The organism is [Clostridium] ultunense DSM 10521, from assembly GCF_000511955.1.
Taxonomy (GTDB): domain Bacteria; phylum Bacillota; class Clostridia; order Tissierellales; family Tepidimicrobiaceae; genus Schnuerera; species Schnuerera ultunensis.
In genome coordinates this window covers 619,821-638,249 of the sequence record NZ_AZSU01000003.1, presented here as the reverse complement: position 1 = coordinate 638,249, position 18,429 = coordinate 619,821, and the positions used below count along the sequence as shown (strand labels likewise).

The following is an 18,429-nucleotide window of genomic DNA, read 5'->3' as shown; positions in this document are numbered from 1 at the left end:
AAATTCCCTAAAAGACATATTAAGACTGTAAATTATTCTATCAGCAGTGTATATGGAGAAGATATTTACGATAATATAGCAGATAGATTAGAAAACTTATATTTACCAGTTATTAGTGAAGAAAAACTTACTTCTCAGCAAATTTCTTTAATTATTGGATTAGTAAGGAAAACTTTCTTAAAGAGATTGGAAAGTTCTGTTGAAGCCTTTAGAATATCTATTGAAAAGCAGATAAAATATTGCGAACTTCTTTTAAATAGCATAGATAAAGGATATTTGATCTGTAAAAAATATGCTATGGAAAATATAGGGCAAGATACTGATATTGACATAGATGAAACAATAGATATTGATGAATATGATGGCGATATTAATGAATTAATAAATAATATACAAAGTGATTATGAAGATTTTGAGTATATGTTAGCTGAGGTTAAAAAAATTGATATAAATAAGGATGTGAAATTGCAAGTTTTAATCAATAAATTAAATGGGGAGTTAAGAAATAAAAAAGTAATTATTTTCACAGAGTATACAGATACTGCTAGATATATTTTTGAAAACGTTAAGGATAAAGTAGATAGTGTAGTAGAACAATTAGATGGTGGAAAGAAAAAGAGCAAAGAAAAAATTGTAAAGAGATTCGCACCAAAAGCTAATAATTATGATGTTAAGGATGGCGAGGAAATAGATATATTAATAACTACTGATGTATTATCAGAAGGACAAAACCTGCAAGACTGTAATATACTGATTAATTATGATTTGTCATGGAATCCTGTAAGAATAATACAAAGGGAAGGAAGAATAGACAGAGTAACTACAAAATTTGATGATATTTATATATATAATTTTATGCCTGAAGACAAATTAGAAGATTTATTAAATTTGGTAGATAGGATAAACAATAAAATAAAATATATTACTGAGACAATAGGCAGTGAGAGTAAAATACTAACAGAGGATGAAATTATAAAAGATAAAGTATTTAATGACGAAGATACAAATAGCCTTCGAAGGTTAAGTAATGCACGAAACAAATCTGCCTTTATTGATGAGTTAGAAGCACAAAAGGATGGCATGATACCGACTGAGGAGTATATGAGAGAAGATTATAAAACCTTCCTTCTTTATAATGATTTGAATAAGACAAGGTCTGAAAAAATACCAAATGGTATATATTCTATTAAAAAGTCGGATACATATAAAGGAGTTTATATGTACTATAAGGTTGGAGATGAGGATTTCTGGTTGTTCTATGATTCCATAAGCGATAGTTATATTACAAACAAAGCAAAGATTTATCAAATTATTTCAGAAGGAAATCATTTGGATATTAAGCCACTGGAAAGAGATATAAACATGGATGTTAATGAGATATTACACAGGGGCAAAGATTTTGTAAATTCGAGAGTGCAAAATATTATTCAAAGCCAAATAGCTGTTACAAGAATTAGTAGAGTACAAAAAGACATTGCAGAAAGAATAGAAAATATGTTTTTCAAAGCTAAGTATCGTAGTAGGATTACTAATGAGCAAAGAAAGATTAGACAAAAAATAAAAAAACCTCTACATAGGGGTACGTTAATGAAATTAAGGGAGTTGAAAATAGAAAGTATGAATGATGATGAGCTTTTAGAAAGTTTAGATGTGATTTTAAGCTATATAGAATTGGGCGAAATGGACAATAATAACGATCTTAGAGGTAAAGAAATAGAATTAATATGTTATGAAATTATATTATGAGTGTGGCTTGAAATGTAGAGTTCTATTGTTATATTTTTGTTTTTAATCTATCAATTTTATTATTAAACCTACAGTGTTTTACTATAATAAGGAGGGTTTCTATACATGCATTTAGTAATTTTTGATGTTAGTATATAACCATGGACACAAAATAAGGTTTTCTTTATACTAAAAATGAGGAAGGAAGTGTCCATGAATGTCTAAGAGAAATACCTATACAGATGAATTTAAAACTATGATTGCAGAATTAGTATTATCAGGAAAACCAGTTAAAGAAGTAGCAGCCGAATATAGCCTAAGCCAAAGCACAGTACGTGGTTGGGTAAAGAAAAAGGCCCCTATTGAAGTAAAAGGTGATACTACTAATCTTGAAGAAATTCTAAAGATTAAAAAAGAAAATGCAAGACTTAAGGAGGAAGTAGAAATATTAAAAAAAGCTATGGCTATATTCGCAACCAAATAGACCCTGATAATATATTTGAAATAATCAAAGATAACTCTGATACACATTGCATAGATACTATGTGTAAGTTACTCGATTATCCTAGAAGCACCTATTATGATAAACAAAAAGAAAAGCCTGAAAATAAGTGGAAAAAAGAAAACAAGAAGCTACAAGAAGATATTTTAAAAATATATAATGAAAGTGGTAAAGTATATGGTGCTACTAAAATTCATGAAAAATTAAAAACACAGGGTTATGAAAAAATTAGCCTTAAAAGAGTTCAAAGACATATGAAAAAGCTTGGTATTAGATCAATTGTATTTAAAAAATATAGAACACAGTCTACTAAGAAAGTTTATGAAGAAGGTGAAAACCTCTTAAATAGAGACTTTACAACAACAAAGATAAATGAAAAATGGGTAGCTGATATTACATATATCCATACTCAAAAAGATGGGTGGACTTATTTAGCGTCTATCTTAGATTTGCATACCCAAAAAATAGTAGGATATAGTTTTTCAAAGACCATGGATACATCCCTAGTATTAAAGGCATTAGATAATGCTATAACTACCCAGAAACCCACTAAAGGTTTAATTATACATTCAGATAGAGGTTTACAAGTGCGACAAGAAGTCGCATAATATATTGCAGTAAAGCTACTCCATCCATTCGGAGTAATCCTATCGTGACTAGCGAAGATGGTAACGTCTAGGTTAGAAAGCTCACGAAACAATGAGGAAATTCTAGAAGCCCAAATCTGGAACGACTACTAGGATAAGAAAGCCATGGAGAACGTAAAGTGAATCACTGTAGGGACCGTTACGCTGGATAATGCGAAATGGGCTGTTACGCTTTGACCAAAAAGGTACGGAGTCAAGCAAAGGTGTTCTGGATAGCCAATGCGAATGGATATTGCACTCCCGGTCTAAAGGTGGCTCCTAAAGCTTTCATAATTATGTATTATGCGAAACTTGGTAAACCCTATGAACTCCCATAATTAATGGGTATCTTACCGCAAGGAAAAGAAATAGTTCAGAGGGCAGAAGAACGAGATAAAAAGCGAATGTCTTTGTTGTAATTACAGAGAATAGAGGTTAAATTACCTCAACTTGAAAGGGTGCAGACTTATCTCATGGTATTTCTTAGTAAGAAAGGAGTGTAAGTCTATGAATTTTAGAGACTCAACTACGGATAAAACCGAGAGACTAAAAGACACATCAAAACTTACGGTTCAATGGGAAACTATGGACTGGAATAAGGCTGAAAATCATGTTAATAGACTACAAACCAGGATTGCTAAGGCAGCAGTGAAAAGTGACTGGAATAAGGTTAAAAGACTACAATATTTACTTACACACTCTTTTTATGCAAAAGCCCTTGCTATTAAGAAAGTAACGTCTAACAAAGGTAAAAACACTTCAGGAGTTGACAAGAAAATCTGGTCAACTTCTGCATCAAAAATGAAGGCAACACTTTCCATAGGTAGAAAAACATATAGGTCAAAACCTCTTAAAAGAGTATATATTGAAAAAAAAGGTAAGAATAAGAAACGACCTCTAGGTATCCCGACAATGTATGACCGAGCAATGCAAACACTTTATGCTCTAGGATTAGAACCTGTAGCAGAAGTTACTGGTGATAATATCTCTTTTGGCTTTAGACCAGGAAGAAGTGCTAAAGATGCTTGCGAACAAATATTTTGCATTCTTGCAAGAAAATGCTCACCAAAATGGATATTAGAGGGAGATATTAAAGGGTGTTTTGACAATATAAATCATGAGTGGCTAATGAATAACATTCCCATGGATAAAAGAGTTATGAAACAATTTTTGAAGTCAGGTTTCATATATAAAGGTGAGTTATTTCCAACAGAAACAGGTTCCCCTCAAGGAGGTTCAATTTCAAGTATATATGCGAATATGACATTAGATGGTCTAGAAAAGTTAATTCAAGATAAATATCATCGAAATTCAAAAGGCAATATTGAAAATCATTATCGTGCTAAAACAAAAGTCAATCTAGTAAGGTATGCAGATGACTTTATTGTAACAGCAAATTCTAAAGAAACAGCTAAAGAAGTGAAACTTCTAATAAGCGACTTTCTTAAAGCTAGAGGATTAGAACTTTCAGAAGAAAAGACAACAATAGCACATATCGATGAAGGTTTTGATTTTCTAGGATGGACATTTAGAAAATTCAAAGATAAATTAATAACTAAACCATCAAAGAATTCAATCAAAACATTAATAAGAAAGCTATCGACAATAATTTTGAAAGAAGGCAAAGCACACAGACAAGTAGATATAATACGAAGATTGAATTCAATTATTAGAGGTTGGACTAATTACCACAAGCATGTTGTCGCAAGTCAAACATTCTCTTGTATCAATAATACTCTATATTTAATCCTACAGAAATGGGCAAAGCATAGACATCCAAATAAAAATGGATGGTGGAGGCTTAATAAATATTGGCACTATAAAAATGGTAAACCATGGTTGTTTTCAACTGAAATTAATAGTCTAATTAACCTTAGAACAATAAAAATAGTTCGTCATCCTAAGTTACAAATATCGAGAAATCCCTATATTGATAAAGAATATTTTATTAAAAGGAAATATCGATTAAAAACACTTGCTGTCGCCAGAAATGGTTAAGAAATGCTTGAGCCGTATGAGCGGGAAACTCTCACGTACGGTTCTTAGATGAGGGAAAGGGAGTAATCCCTTTTTCTTAATCGATTATACATCAAAAGAATATCGTAAAGCAGTAAAATTAAAGGAATTTAAACTATCATATAGTGCCAAAGGTTGTCCCTATGACAATGCATGTATAGAAAGTTTTCATGCAATACTTAAAAAAGAATGTGTATATCTTAATACGTTTATAGATTACAATCATGCTAAATTAGTGTTATTTCAATATACAGAAGGACTTTATAATAGAAAAAGAATTCATTCATCAATTAATTACATGACTCCAAGTGAATATGAGTATTTATGTAAAGTAGCATAGCTTGCTTTGAGTTTGTCGCCTTCGGGTAAAAATTCAAGAGCATTTATGAATGGTTTGTCAAGGGTGGCGGATAACCACAAAAAAACCTAAATTTTTGTCCAAACTATTGACATAGATCCACTATTAAATTACTAGAAACATCATCTTCAAAGCTTTCAACGCGAATATTTTTAACAGAACTACCTAGCACAGATTTAACTGGTACTTTATAAGAACTATATCGATTGCTAACTATGGCATTAACAGTACCTAAATCTTTAACAGAATTAAGCAAAGCAAAAGCTTGGCTAGAATCTCTATAAGGTGATAAATGAAAACCTAAGACAAAGCGGGTTTCTGAATCTATGATAAACCAAATATAATATTTTTGACCATTGATTTTTACAACAGTTTCATCAGCATGCCATTCATCTGAATTAAAATCTAACATTGGCATAAGTTCCAAAGAGATTATTGAAAAATGGAGCAAATTTCTTACACCAATTGCTAATGGTAGTATGAGAAACCTTAACATTATGGGCTACTCTAAGTATTAGGGCAATATTTCTAAAAGAATTTTTGCCAAGGTAAAACATAGAAAGAGCAGTAACAATTATATGCACAGGATAACGCATACGCTTAAAATCATTCTTCCCAACAAGCTTAGACATAGATGCAGGCAGTATATTGTTAGGTTTAGGAACAAACACAGAATGATTGCACTTTTTATCACAACAACGGTAATTAGAGTAGTATTCATAATCGTGATGAAGAAATGTTGCTTTACCGCAAACAGGGCAACGGGGGTATTTAGGCACCTTTTTAGACATTGGTCTATCAGGAGCAAATTGGTGATTACATTTACGGCAAAGGTATTTTTGATAACCATCTCTATCTTTGCCATAGCGATAAAAAGAATCTTTATTATGCATTTTGGACACTTAAGTGGTACAATTTTTTGCATGAGGACTTCATCCTTTCTGGGAGGTATTTGTTTTATGGCAAAAACATTGTAACACAGAGGATTGGAGCCCTCAATTTTCATTTAAGTTTACAGAGCGTATTATGAAAAATGGAGGTGTCGCTATGAAGAAGTTATTGTCTATTATAAAAAATGAATTTCCTGATAAAGCTATAGAAATATCTGATAGACTTAAGTTATTAAAAGAAATAATAAATACAACCATGGCTGGTATAAATGAGAAAATTAATGAGGCCTTTAATGAAAGAGATTTTACTGCAATGGAGAAATATTCAGAATTTGCGAAACTGACTTATGAGTACGAAAATAAATTAAATAAAATAATTGATTTTCTGGATATTGATTATGACGAAATCGAAACAGTAAATGAAGTAGATGACACAGATAAAGTTAAGGGAAAATCAACTCCTAATTATGAAGATTATAGAGTAGATTCAAATATAGAGCATAACTTATATGAAGACTTTACTCATATAAGACCCTATGGTTTTAAATTTTTAAGTGATAAAATTATACCAGTAAAAACATGGCAGGAAATGTTTACTAAAACCTGTGAAATATTAATGGATATTGATGAACAAAAATTTTTAAAATTTGAAAATGCGCCTAAAATGAACGGGAAAAAGAGGAAGTATTTTTCTAAAGAAATTATTAATATGATAAATCCTATAAAAATAAGAGGTAAGATATATATAGAAGCCAATATGAGTAGTACAATATGAGTAGTAATGGTATTAGGAATATGATTGTAAAAATGTTAATGGAATATGGGTATGGTATCGAGGATTATAAAGTATATTTTGCAGCTGATTATAGCGAATTAAATAATTAATGTGAATGGAGTTTTTTAACTTTCAGGAGTATGATCAGTAGTTTATAATTTCATGTTATAGAGAATAAGAAGGTGTTAATATGAAATTTTGTATCGTTGTAACCGATAGTAATTGGTTTCTATTAAGCCCCCTAACCTATTTGGACAATCGCACACTAATTTAGTAAAATAAAAATTAATGGGAGGTTGTCTAAATTGAGAGGTAAAGGTAAAAGATATCCAGAAGAATTTAAACGTCAAATTATTAAGGAAGTAGAGGAAACTGGTAATGCTACATTAGTTGCCAGAAGACACGATTTAGTCCCTGGAACTGTTACCCGCTGGGTTAGGGAGTCAAAGAAAAAAATGGACTAATTCCAAATTATAATTATTCCAATAATATTAATGCTAAATCCCTAGAAGAAGAAAATGAGCAATTAAAAAAATTATTAGGCGAAAAAGATTTAGAAATTGCCATTCTTAAAGACCTTTTAAAAAAAACGAACCCACAATAGAAGATAAAGTTAATATTGCAAAGAAATGGATTGATTTAGGATATACTGCAGTTACTGTCCTTAAAATTCTTGGATTAAGTAGGTCTACCTATTATTACAATATTAAAAAAAGAACTAAAACTGAAGATATGAATGAAGATGCAAAAATAAAATAAAGGTGATAGACCAATGAAGTTATAGAGGGGAAAGTAATAAGACTTGAAACTATCTATTATAGAATTTATAATGATGAAGGGATAATTGTATATTTTATTATAGGACGGTATAAAATTGGCGTGAAGGCTTTAATCAATAATAGCCTTTTCACGCCAATTTCCTTTTTTATAAAAAATAGTGTTAATAATTGCACCCATTACCCAAGAAGTTAATAGGGAAATAAAAATTGATTCTGGCCTTCCTGTAGGGTATTTGGCACTTCGTGTTAAATAAGCAATGCCATAGGCCACAGGTACACGAATAACAACTGTAGTAATAAGTGAAATCCACATAGGCGTAATAGTATCACCTGCACCACGCATAACTCCAGATAAGCATTGAGTTATAGCCATTGCAATATAACCTACTGCAAGAATTCTCATCATATGCATACTCAAATCAACTAATTCTTTTGTATTAGTGAAAATAATCATAAGATATTTGCCAAAGATTAATATCAAAATTGTTATAGTAGTAGAAACTCCAACAGCAATTTTAATGCCATCTTTAGTCCCCTTTTCAACTCTATCATATTTTTTAGCTCCTACATTTTGTCCAGTATAGGTTGTCATTGCACTACCAAAAGAAAAGTTTGGCATCATGGCAAATCCGTCTACACGCATGATAATTACATTTGCAGCTATAACCATTTCTCCAAAACTATTAGTTAGAGATTGTACAACGATCATTGCAAGAGAAAATATGGCCTGAGTTAAACCTGATGGTAATCCTAATTTCATTAGTTTAAAAGAATATTCTTTATTTAGCTTTAGCATCTCCCAATTTAAAGTGAAACTACTTTTCATATTCATTAATTTAATAACACAAAGTATTGCTGATATTGATTGTGCTATAACAGTTGCTAAGGCAACGCCTGGAACTCCCATATTAAATCTTGCAACAAATAAAATATCTAATCCTACATTTAAAGCTGTAGAGATAAGTAGAAAAACAAGTGCCGATATAGAATCTCCAAGGCCTCTCAAAACACCAGCTAAAATATTATAATAAGCAAGGCCAGCAATGCCAACGAAAAAAATAACTAAATAATCTGTAGACCAGTTTATAATAGAGTCTGGAGTATTGAGAAAAGAAAGTAATGGACGAGTAACAATTGGTCCGATAATCATTATAATTACTGATGATATAGCAGTTAATGTTATACATGTACCTATGGTACGAGAAAGTTTTTCTCTTTCTTTAGCTCCAAAGTATTGGGATACCATTATACCAGCACCCACAGAAATTCCAACAAATAATACTAATAAAAGGTTTAATATGGGGGACGCACTACCAACTGCAGCAAGTGCATTATCACCTATATATTTACCAACAATAATTGAGTCAGCAGTATTATAAAACTGTTGAGCAATATTACCAATCAACATGGGTATTGCAAATTCAATAATACGTTTCCAAGGTGGACCTTCAGTTAAATCCTTGGTAGCAAATAATTCTTTAAATTTTGCCATATTCATTCCCCCTAATCAAATCTAATAATTGTAAAATTCAAGCAAAACCACATCTATATATTGTAATCTTTAATAAGAAATTAATCAAGATAAATATTATCTGGTACAAGCTGGATTTTCAATCAAATATATTAGAATGGAAATTTAGTAAATTATTTTAAGTCATGTATTTGCAATGCTATACACCAAATTAATATGGTACTTGATTCAAGGTTAATATATGAAAGATTTATAGATTGAAATGTAATTAGTTTGAAAGAAGGGCAGAGACAATTTGTAAAAGGACAGAGGCAGTTGGAAGAAGGATAAAGAGAAATTGGAAATGTTTCTTTTATAAATCTATTTATGATATAATCTTCAAGGAATTAATAAAGAATTGAAGAGTATTAATTTTTATTAGTTAGGTATTATGGATTTATGATATAGCAAAAATATTAACACTAGGAGGTAAAGTTTACATGACAGAAAAACTAGGTTTCTCAAAAATTGCAAGAGTATTATCAATACCTATATTAGCATTTGTTATGTGGTATATATTGTTACCGCCCATCAATTTACATTCATTGGAGTTTTGGATTTATCTTATAATTAATCTACTATATGGGATAATCATATTGATTACCTTTAATAAAAAGCATTATAGATTTTTTATAATACCAGGGATATTAATTATCTTATTAATTATATTAAAATTGTCTTCAGCGACAATATTTTATTCAAAAAGATATGCGAATTTAATTAACAAGGAAAATAGTACCTTTGAAGAAGATATAAAAGAAGCCTCCTTTCAACAGGTGCCCACAGTTGACAGGGATACAGCACAAAGATTAGGTAGTAGAAAAATGGGGGAAATGTTGGATCTAGTCTCTCAATACAATGTATCTAATGCTTATACGCAAATTAATTTTGAGGAAAAGCCCGTAAGGGTTACACCCCTTGAATATAATGGATTTTTAAAGTGGATTGGTAATAAAAATGAAGGTATACCTAATTATATAATAGTAGATATGATAGATGGTAAGGTAGAGCTAAAGAAACTTAAAAATAATATTAAATACTCTAAGTCAGATAAATTTTCAAGGGATATTTATAGATATTTAAGGCTAAATTACCCTATGGATATGTTTTCCAGAATTAATTTTGAAATTGATGAAGAGGGAACCCCTTATTGGGTAGCACCAGTTTATCAAAATACAATTGGTTGGTTTGGCGGATTGGATGTAAAGGAAGTAATATTAACCAATGCAACAAATGGAGAAACTAGCAAATATGATATACAAGATGTACCAAAATGGGTTGACAGGATTTTTGATGCTGATGAGATAATAGGGCAGCTTAATTGGAATGGTGGACTTCAATCGGGATTCTTTAATTCTTTATTTGCTCAAAAAGGTGTATTGCAGACAACCGAAGGATATAATTATCTAGCTATAGATGATGATGTTTATTTATATACAGGGATGACATCTGTAGGAGCTGATGAATCCAATGTTGGCTTTGTACTTGTAAACCTAAGAACCAAGGATACTAAATTTTATAAGATGTCATCAGCAGAAGAATTTTCAGCTATGGAAAGTGCTGAGGGAGCAGTGCAGGAAAAAGGGTATACATCAACCTTTCCAATATTATTGAATATAGATAATAAACCAACTTATTTTATGTCTTTGAAAGATGAAGCAGGACTTGTTAAAATGTATGCATTAGTAGATGCACAAAATTATCAGCAAGTATCAATTGGAACAACTGTAAGTAATGTTGTTAGTTCTCATATAGGCAAGGATTTAGCCAATATTCAGACTGAAGAAGATGAGGAACCAACTGAGTTTTTAAATATTAATGGCAAAATAATAAGTATTGAATCCGTTGTTATTGATGGCAATACTCATTATTATTTCATATTGGATAATAGTAATAACATATTTATAGCTAATATCAGGGTATCGGAGAGATTACCCTTTATAAAAGCTGATGATGAGGTTAGTATTGAATATTATGAAAAAAACAATTTTAATCAAGTGAGGAAATTAAAAGTAGAATAACAAAAATAATCAGTAAAACCTGAATAAGCTTAAGGCTAATTCAGGTTTTACTTTAAAATGGAATTTATAGCATCTCGGATCTCTTGGTAGCTGGTACATCTGCATAGATTAGACTGTAGCCATTCTTCTATTGTATGTTCATCTGCATCTGGATGGTGTATGGAAAGGCTATGGCATACCATTATGAATCCAGAAGTACAATATCCACATTGGAAACCCCAATTTTCAATAAAGGCCTTTTGGATAGGGATATTATTTAATCCTTCTATGGTGGTGATTTTTTTGCCTAGGGCCTCCACAGTAAGCATCAAGCAGGATTTAATAGGCCAATCATCTACTAAAACAGTACAAGCACCACAGTCCCCATTTTCACAACCAGGTTTTGCACCGGTTAATCCTAATTGATTTCTAAGGGTATACAATAGCGTATCTGAGGGTTTAGCAATTATTTCCCTATCTTCTCCATTTATATTTAAAACTAAAGTAGTATTACCTGAAATCTTAAGCATTTACAGGGCCTCCTGAAGATTTTCTAAAGTTTCATTTAGCATAACGTTAAGCATAAATTTTCTATATTCCGATGATCCTGCTAAGTCATCTAATATTTTATATGGGATATTGTTAATAAATTTTTTAATCCTTTCATCCTTCGAAAAGGATTCATCATTTAGAATATCCTCCAAAAGTTTAGTTCTAAAGGGAAAATCAGATAGGCCACTAAAAGCTATATTTATTTTCCCTTGATCTACTAATGCTACTAAAGTAATTAGTGGGTAGTCTATTTTTTCATTTTTAGTCCTCTTTACATGAAGGGAAGGAAGATTTAAATATCTTTCATCTATAATGACTTGAACTATTAGCTCCTCTTTAGAAATATTCATTTCCTTACAAAACACATCCATTATGGGAACGGTTCTACTGCCATTTATTCCTTCTAAGACAATATTAGCATTTGCTACCATTAAGGGGAGTAAAGATTCCTTATATATTATGGTTCCTGCTAAATTTCCTCCTAAAGTGATTTTATCCTGTATTGTATGGTCAGCAATTCTTTTGACTGTACGGCTAAGTAGTGGAAAATGATTTTTAATTGCAATATTGGTAAGGGTTATGGCAGAGCCAATGGTTAGTTTTGTATTTTTCAATACATGGATATTACATTCAGGAATCCCCTTAATATCTATTACCGCCTTAGTGTGGACATTGTGAACTCTTGCCATACTGATAAATTCAGTACCACCACCATAGTATATCGGAGACTTTCCCATGGAGTCTAACTCAGTATATAAATTAATAGCATCAGTTAAAGTATTGGGTTTATAATAATCAAAATTAAAGGGAATCATATTTACCTCCAGTCTTAGCTTTCCATATGGTTTCAGGGGATATGGGTAGAGTATCAAAATCAGCCTGGGATGCAATAGATATGGCGTTGGCTAAGGCTGCAGGTATTCCAATAATACCGTGTTCAGCTAACCCTCTAGCACCAAAGGGTGCATCTATTTGTTCCGTTTCTACAAATTCTACTAGATATTCTGGCTGTTCTCCAAAATGGATTAACTTATAAGTTCTAAGGGAGGAGTTTTCCAATTGACCTTGAGCATTATAGACAAATTCCTCCCTAGTAGCTAGACCTAATCCCATACTCATGCCACCCATTAATAATCCCTTTGCTGCACCGGGGTTGATTATTTTTCCTGCATCTATAATAGTAGCTGCTTTTAATAGCCTATAATCATATTTTACTGGATCATATTCTATTTCTACAGCTTGTGCTCCTACGGTTATTGATGGTCCTGTTTTTCCTTGCCCGGTTTCAGGATTTAAAGGGACTAAGTGTTTCATTATATAATTTCCATGGCCAATAATTTCTCCACCAATGGAAGGACCATCGGCGTATTTATATCCATGGGCCAAATCTTTAAAATGGATGAATACACTAGGATCATCCCTTAAAAATACCTTTTGATTTGCCACATCTAAATCCTCAGGGGTACATCTAAGTACTATTGAGCCTATGGATTTAAGCTGTTTAATTATGGATTCACAGGCTTTTATTGCTGCATTTCCAGCCATAAAGGTAGTCATACTGGCTACGGTTTTCCAATGTTTTGGACTAATTTGGGTATCTACTTCCATGAAGGGGTGAACCTTATTTATATCCATTTTCATTTTTTCTGCTACAATTTGACATATGGCGGTTTTCATTCCTGGGCCAATCTCTACGGCGCCAAAGTTTACATCTACACCTCCATCTGAGTTTAGTTTTAATATTACTCCAGATATGGCATCTGGTGCAGAGTTGGAAGTTTTCCAAAAGCATGCCATACCTTTAGCCCTAATGGTGTCATCAATATTTTGTACTACTTGACCTTCTTCCCAATTAATTAGAGTTTTTAATTTATTAATACATTCTTCTACATTTCCTGTATTACTTAAAGTCACTTTGCTCTGGGTAGGTGTAGTATTTCCTTCTCTTATGGCATTTTTAAGTCTAAGTTCTAAGGGATCCATATTTAAGGCTATTGCCAATTTATCTATAGACCTTTCTACGGGGAAGGTGGCAGCAACATGGCCAAAACCTCTATAAGAGGTTACATATATATGGTTTGTATATAGGGCAAAGGCATCGCAGTAGACATTCTCAATATTGTAGGGGCCGGTACAAGAACTGGCAATGGCCTTAGCCATACGAGGGCCTGTATCGGAATAGGCGCCACAATCTACTAAATAAGTAGCTTCCAATGCCCTTATTATACCATCCTCAGTAGCACCTATTTTTATTTTTGCATCTACACCTATTTTAGCTGGAGAGCTAAACATATCCTGTTCCCTTGTATTAGCAATTCTAACCTTGCGGCCACCTACGGCTAAAGAGGCTATATAGGCTATAAATTCCAATTGAACCGTAGCTTTGCCACCGAAGGCACCACCTACCAAGGGAGTGCGTACTATTAGTTTGCTTTTAGAAAGTCCAAAGACCTTACTCAATTCCTCTTTTATGGCAAAGGGAGCTTGGGATGAGGTATTTATAACGACTTCTCCACTAGGTAGTATTTCTGCAATAGTATTTCTAGTTTCCATAGCTGAATGGTCTGATTGGGGCAGAGAATAATTATGTTCTAAAATTATATAGGAATCATTGAAGGCCTTATGAACATCTCCCTTCCTAATCTTAGTAGAACCTGCAATATTAGTATTAAACTGTGGATTAGCCTCTACACTAGGATGATGATATTGACTTAATTTTTCATGTATTAATATGGAATCCTCTTTCATGGCATCTTGAAGGAAATTTATGACTAGTAGTGGCTCATATTCTACATCAATCAGTTTTATAGCATAGGAGGCTTCTCCTTCTGTATTTGCAATGACTACAGCTATGGGTTCCCCAAAATACCTTACCTTATCTTTTGCAATAGGAGGTCTATCCTCTATAATGGAACCAGTTAAAACTGGAAGGTAATCCCCAGTAATTATCCCTTGAACTCCTTTGGATTTTTCTGCTTTAGTAAAATCTATAGATTTTATAATTGCATGAGCATGGGTACTGGTTAATATTCTAGCATGTAAAGTATCAGAAGTGATATGATCTCCATTATATTTTGCACGTCCAGTTACCTTATTCCAGGATTCTTTTTTAGGAATGCTTATTCCAATTTGAGGTATATGACCCATAAAAATTCCTCCAATATATTTGATGAAAATAGTTTGCCCCAGAAAGTATTAATTTATAAATAGACATACACTGGCAGAAGGCCTATTAGTTAGTGTTATCTTAATTGTTATGTACATATATATTGTAAAGGGGTTAAAACCTGTGAAATTGCAAAACAATGGATAAATAGCTTTGAGAATTTTCATATTATTTACAGTTAAAAGAAGGGAAAAAAGAATTTTTGAAGAATTATTATAGAGGGAATAATAATAAAAGCTTATGATGTAAGGCAGAGAAGCTACCAATAAAATTAATAAAGGGGGACAGTTCTATGAAATCTAAGTATTACGCAGAGCCATTTAAAATTAAAATGGTGGAGCCAATAAAGATTTTAACAGCTGAGGAAAGGTTGGAGAAGATCAAGGAAGCAAATTATAATTTATTTTCTTTGGATTCGGAAGATGTATATATTGATCTGTTAAGTGATAGTGGTACTGGTGCTATGAGTACAGGCCAATGGGCTGGAATGATGGCTGGAGATGAAGCCTATTCAGGATCAAAGAATTTTAAAAATTTAGAAAGGGCTGCTCAAAATATATTTGGATATAAATATATTCAGCCAGTCCATCAAGGAAGAGCAGCAGAAAAGGTGGTTTTGCCGATTTTACTAGGTCCGGGGAAATATGCCATATCCAATATGCATTTTGATACTACTAGAGCCCATGTGGAGATAGCAGGTGCAAGAGCTATAGACTGTGTAGTGCCTGAGGCTTTGGATACAGAAACCTATAGTCCATTTAAGGGGAATATGGATACCAAGAGATTAAAAAAATTAATAGCAGAGTACGGAGCAAAAAACATTGGACTCATTATTATGACTATTACCAATAACAGTGCAGGTGGGCAGCCTGTATCTATGGAAAATCTTAGAGAGACTTCTAAAATAGCAGCTGAATATAATATACCTCTTTTAATTGATGCAGCTAGATTTGCGGAAAACGCTTATTTTATAAAGCAAAGGGAAAAAGGCTACGAAGATAAATCAATAAGAGAAATAGTACTTGAGATGTTTAGCTATGGGAAAATATTCACCATGAGTTCAAAGAAAGATGCTATAGTCAATATTGGTGGATTAATAGGTATTAAGGATGATGAAGGATTATATGAAGAAGTTAAGGCACGGACAATACCTTTTGAAGGCTTTATATCCTATGGTGGATTGGCAGGTAGGGATTTAGAGGCTTTAGCTATAGGTTTAGAAGAAGGAATAGACTATAATTATCTAAAATATAGAATAGGTCAAATGGAGTATCTAGCAGCTAGATTAGATAAGGCAAATATACCTTACCAATCTCCCGTTGGAGGCCATGCGGTATTTATAGATGCTAAAAAACTACTTCCCCATATACCTTATTATGAATTTCCAGGTCAAGCTCTAGCTGTAGAATTGTATAAGGAAGCAGGAATTAGAACTTGTGATATAGGATCTTTTATGATGGGTAATGATCCTGATACGGGAGAGCAAATTGAGTCACAATTCGAGTTTACAAGACTAGCTATTCCAAGAAGAGTATATACCCAGTCCCATCTAGATGTTATTGCCGATGCCTTAATGGCCATTAAAGAACGAGCAGATTCCATCTCTGGATATAAAATAATTTGGGAACCAGAAATACTTCGTCATTTTACAGCTAAATTAGTACCAAAGAAATAGTATTTTCTAAGACCATATCTTTAAAAGGATATGGTCTTTTTTAAACCATATGAAATAAAAATATTAACCAATGAACATTCTAAAAATGTTATTGACACAATCTAACTGTAGTGATACAATAAGCACAAGAACGATACATTTGCACAACAAGTCAATACAGTTAACGGAATGGGGAGGGATAGTTTTGAAAAAACCTTTAATTATGACTCCAGGACCAACGGGAATTCACGAAGATGTGCGAAGAGCAATGGCAAAGGACATAACTAATCCAGATTTAGATATGGATTTTTTTGAATACTATAAAATAACTTGCAATAAGCTAAAAGAACTTTTAAATACCAAAAAAGATATACTCATACTAAATGGTGAGGGCATATTAGGAATAGAGGCTGCCTGTGCATCTTTAATAGAGCCAGGAGATAGGATACTTTGCATAGATAATGGAATATTTGGAAAAGGTTTTGGAGATTTTGCTAAAATATATGGAGGAGAAGTAATTTATTTTAAGGGAGATTATAGAAAGCCTATTGATCTAGAAGAACTAAAGCTTTTTCTAGAAAAAGATAGTGATTTTAAACTAGCTACTTTGGTTCATTGTGAAACGCCTTCCGGGATTACCAACCCTGTAGATAAGATTTGCCCTTTATTAAAGGAATATGGACTAATATCTGTAGTAGATTCAGTTTCGAGCATTGGTGGAGAGCCTTTGGAGGTTGATAATTGGCAGATGGATATAGTCTTAGGCGGAAGTCAAAAATGCCTATCGGCTTCTCCAGGATTAACTTTTTTAAGTATTAGTGAAGAAGCTTGGAATATTATACTCAATAGGAAAACTCCTATTAAATCCTTCTATTGTAATTTGGCTTTGTGGAAAAACTGGTATAATGAAAAATGGTTTCCCTATACTCAGCCCATAAGTGATATATATGGTTTGAATTGTGCAGTAGATAGGATACTGAAGAAAGGGGACTATATAGAAAGGCATAAGATAATAGGAAGTGCAGTTAGAAAAGCTATAGTTAAATCAGGATTAGAGCTTTATCCTATAGATGGGTATTCAAACACTGTTACTACAGTATTAATACCGGGAGGAGTTACATTTGATAAGATATTTAATCATATGGTTGGAGAGCATAATATAATGATAGCAGGAGCTTTCGATTATTTAAAGGATAAGGTTATCAGGATAGGCCATATGGGTGAAAATTGTTACGAGGAAAAGATATATCTAACGTTGAAAGGATTAGATGAAACGTTTAAGAACTATGGAATCAATATAAATGGAAGTATACATAAACATTTTGTTGAGGTTATGTAGAAAAATATAATATATTTTTCATATACATTGAAGGATATAAAATAGCGTTGAAAATGATGAGAAATAGTGAGACTGTAATAAATTTTGTGCTTTAAGTAAGTTTGATTACTCTGATCTGACAAGAAAATTTAGATTTAATTTAGATAATAATTTTTCAAATTTGATACTTTAGTTTTAGTTTGCCAAAATTATAGGGAAATATACATAAATTCTTATAATTTTGGCAATAATTTTAAACATGGAGAAATGTGTTCATTTTTTTAGTTAGGTGGTTTCTAGGTAAATAATGGCCTAGGCCATTATTTACCTAGAAACCACCTGTTAAATCCTATTCCCCAAGTTTTTCTATAGATTTAGGGTGCATTGTTTCAATTTTAAAGATATTGTTCTACCCTTCCTTCAAAAAATATCATCAGTTGATTTAGAATAGAGTCCCAATTTCTATATCTCTGGGTCCACTTTTTCATAACATTTTGACTTGCTAGATATAGCATTTTTTCTAGGGATAAATCAGTTGGAAAGACAGACTTAGTCTTT

13 protein-coding genes and 3 pseudogenes are annotated in these 18,429 nt (G+C 32.2%); 10 read left to right on the top strand and 6 right to left on the bottom strand.

Annotated features, from left to right (window positions below):
• The 5 genes and pseudogenes from CUL_RS17195 to CUL_RS18430 all read left to right on the top strand — a co-directional run.
• Positions 1–1,746: C-terminal helicase domain-containing protein (locus CUL_RS17195; RefSeq protein ID WP_035143059.1), on the top strand; the 1,746-nt coding region annotated here is incomplete at its 5' end.
• A 196-nt stretch (positions 1,747–1,942) separates the two neighbouring features.
• A complete protein-coding gene (locus CUL_RS0110325; protein WP_025641542.1) occupies positions 1,943–2,209 on the top strand; it encodes a transposase in 267 nt (88 codons plus the stop codon).
• Positions 2,173–2,835 carry an IS3 family transposase gene (locus CUL_RS0110320; RefSeq protein ID WP_157752658.1) on the top strand — a complete coding sequence of 221 codons (663 nt, stop codon included), beginning with the start codon at positions 2,173–2,175 and terminating at the stop codon, positions 2,833–2,835. The genes CUL_RS0110325 and CUL_RS0110320 overlap by 37 nt, the downstream gene beginning before the upstream one ends.
• Positions 2,836–3,360: 525 nt before the next feature.
• Entirely contained in the window at positions 3,361–4,851 is a 1,491-nt protein-coding gene (gene ltrA, locus CUL_RS17190) for a group II intron reverse transcriptase/maturase (protein ID WP_005585350.1), read from the top strand.
• An 85-nt stretch (positions 4,852–4,936) separates the two neighbouring features.
• Positions 4,937–5,209: pseudogene (locus CUL_RS18430) on the top strand (transposase); the annotation flags it as partial.
• Positions 5,210–5,330: 121 nt separating this feature from the next.
• On the opposite strand, the pseudogene CUL_RS17185 reads toward CUL_RS18430, so the two are convergent.
• Positions 5,331–6,152: pseudogene (locus tag CUL_RS17185) on the bottom strand (IS6 family transposase); the annotation flags it as partial.
• Positions 6,153–6,274: 122 nt separating this feature from the next.
• On the opposite strand from CUL_RS17185, the gene CUL_RS0110300 reads away from it, so the two are divergent.
• Together CUL_RS0110300 and CUL_RS19485 are read left to right on the top strand one after the other, a co-directional pair.
• On the top strand, positions 6,275–6,892 hold the full coding sequence (locus tag CUL_RS0110300) for a hypothetical protein (protein WP_025641538.1): 618 nt from the start codon (positions 6,275–6,277) through the stop codon (positions 6,890–6,892).
• Positions 6,893–7,188: 296 nt separating this feature from the next.
• Positions 7,189–7,356 (top strand): transposase, encoded by a 168-nt coding sequence (locus tag CUL_RS19485; RefSeq protein ID WP_236616454.1) that lies wholly within the window; start codon positions 7,189–7,191, stop codon positions 7,354–7,356.
• A gap of 424 nt (positions 7,357–7,780) precedes the next feature.
• Here CUL_RS19485 and CUL_RS0110285 read toward each other — a convergent pair whose 3' ends face one another.
• Positions 7,781–9,163: an MATE family efflux transporter gene (locus tag CUL_RS0110285; RefSeq protein WP_025641536.1), complete on the bottom strand. Its 1,383-nt coding sequence runs from the start codon at positions 9,161–9,163 to the stop codon at positions 7,781–7,783.
• Positions 9,164–9,621: 458 nt separating this feature from the next.
• Between CUL_RS0110285 and CUL_RS0110280 the strand changes: the two genes are divergently transcribed.
• Positions 9,622–11,202, top strand: coding sequence for a hypothetical protein (locus CUL_RS0110280; RefSeq protein WP_025641534.1), 1,581 nt, complete (start codon positions 9,622–9,624; stop codon positions 11,200–11,202).
• Between the two features lie 47 nt (positions 11,203–11,249).
• Here CUL_RS0110280 and CUL_RS0110275 read toward each other — a convergent pair whose 3' ends face one another.
• Genes CUL_RS0110275 through CUL_RS0110265 form a run of 3 tightly spaced genes read right to left on the bottom strand, consistent with a single transcriptional unit; the run spans position 11,250 to position 14,880 of the window.
• A complete protein-coding gene (locus tag CUL_RS0110275) occupies positions 11,250–11,711 on the bottom strand; it encodes a (2Fe-2S)-binding protein (RefSeq protein WP_005586833.1) in 462 nt (153 codons plus the stop codon).
• Complete coding sequence (locus CUL_RS0110270; RefSeq protein WP_005586835.1) at positions 11,712–12,548, bottom strand: FAD binding domain-containing protein; 837 nt, start codon at positions 12,546–12,548, stop codon at positions 11,712–11,714.
• Positions 12,535–14,880, bottom strand: a complete 2,346-nt coding sequence (locus CUL_RS0110265; protein WP_005586836.1) for a xanthine dehydrogenase family protein molybdopterin-binding subunit — start codon at positions 14,878–14,880, stop codon at positions 12,535–12,537. The genes CUL_RS0110270 and CUL_RS0110265 overlap by 14 nt, the downstream gene beginning before the upstream one ends.
• 311 nt (positions 14,881–15,191) lie before the next feature.
• Between CUL_RS0110265 and CUL_RS0110260 the strand changes: the two genes are divergently transcribed.
• Positions 15,192–16,574 carry a tryptophanase gene (locus CUL_RS0110260; protein WP_025641532.1) on the top strand — a complete coding sequence of 461 codons (1,383 nt, stop codon included), beginning with the start codon at positions 15,192–15,194 and terminating at the stop codon, positions 16,572–16,574.
• A 184-nt stretch (positions 16,575–16,758) separates the two neighbouring features.
• Positions 16,759–17,892 (top strand): pyridoxal-phosphate-dependent aminotransferase family protein, encoded by a 1,134-nt coding sequence (locus CUL_RS0110255; protein WP_025641530.1) that lies wholly within the window; start codon positions 16,759–16,761, stop codon positions 17,890–17,892.
• A gap of 374 nt (positions 17,893–18,266) precedes the next feature.
• Here CUL_RS0110255 and CUL_RS18685 read toward each other — a convergent pair.
• Positions 18,267–18,429: pseudogene (locus CUL_RS18685) on the bottom strand (IS256 family transposase); the annotation flags it as partial.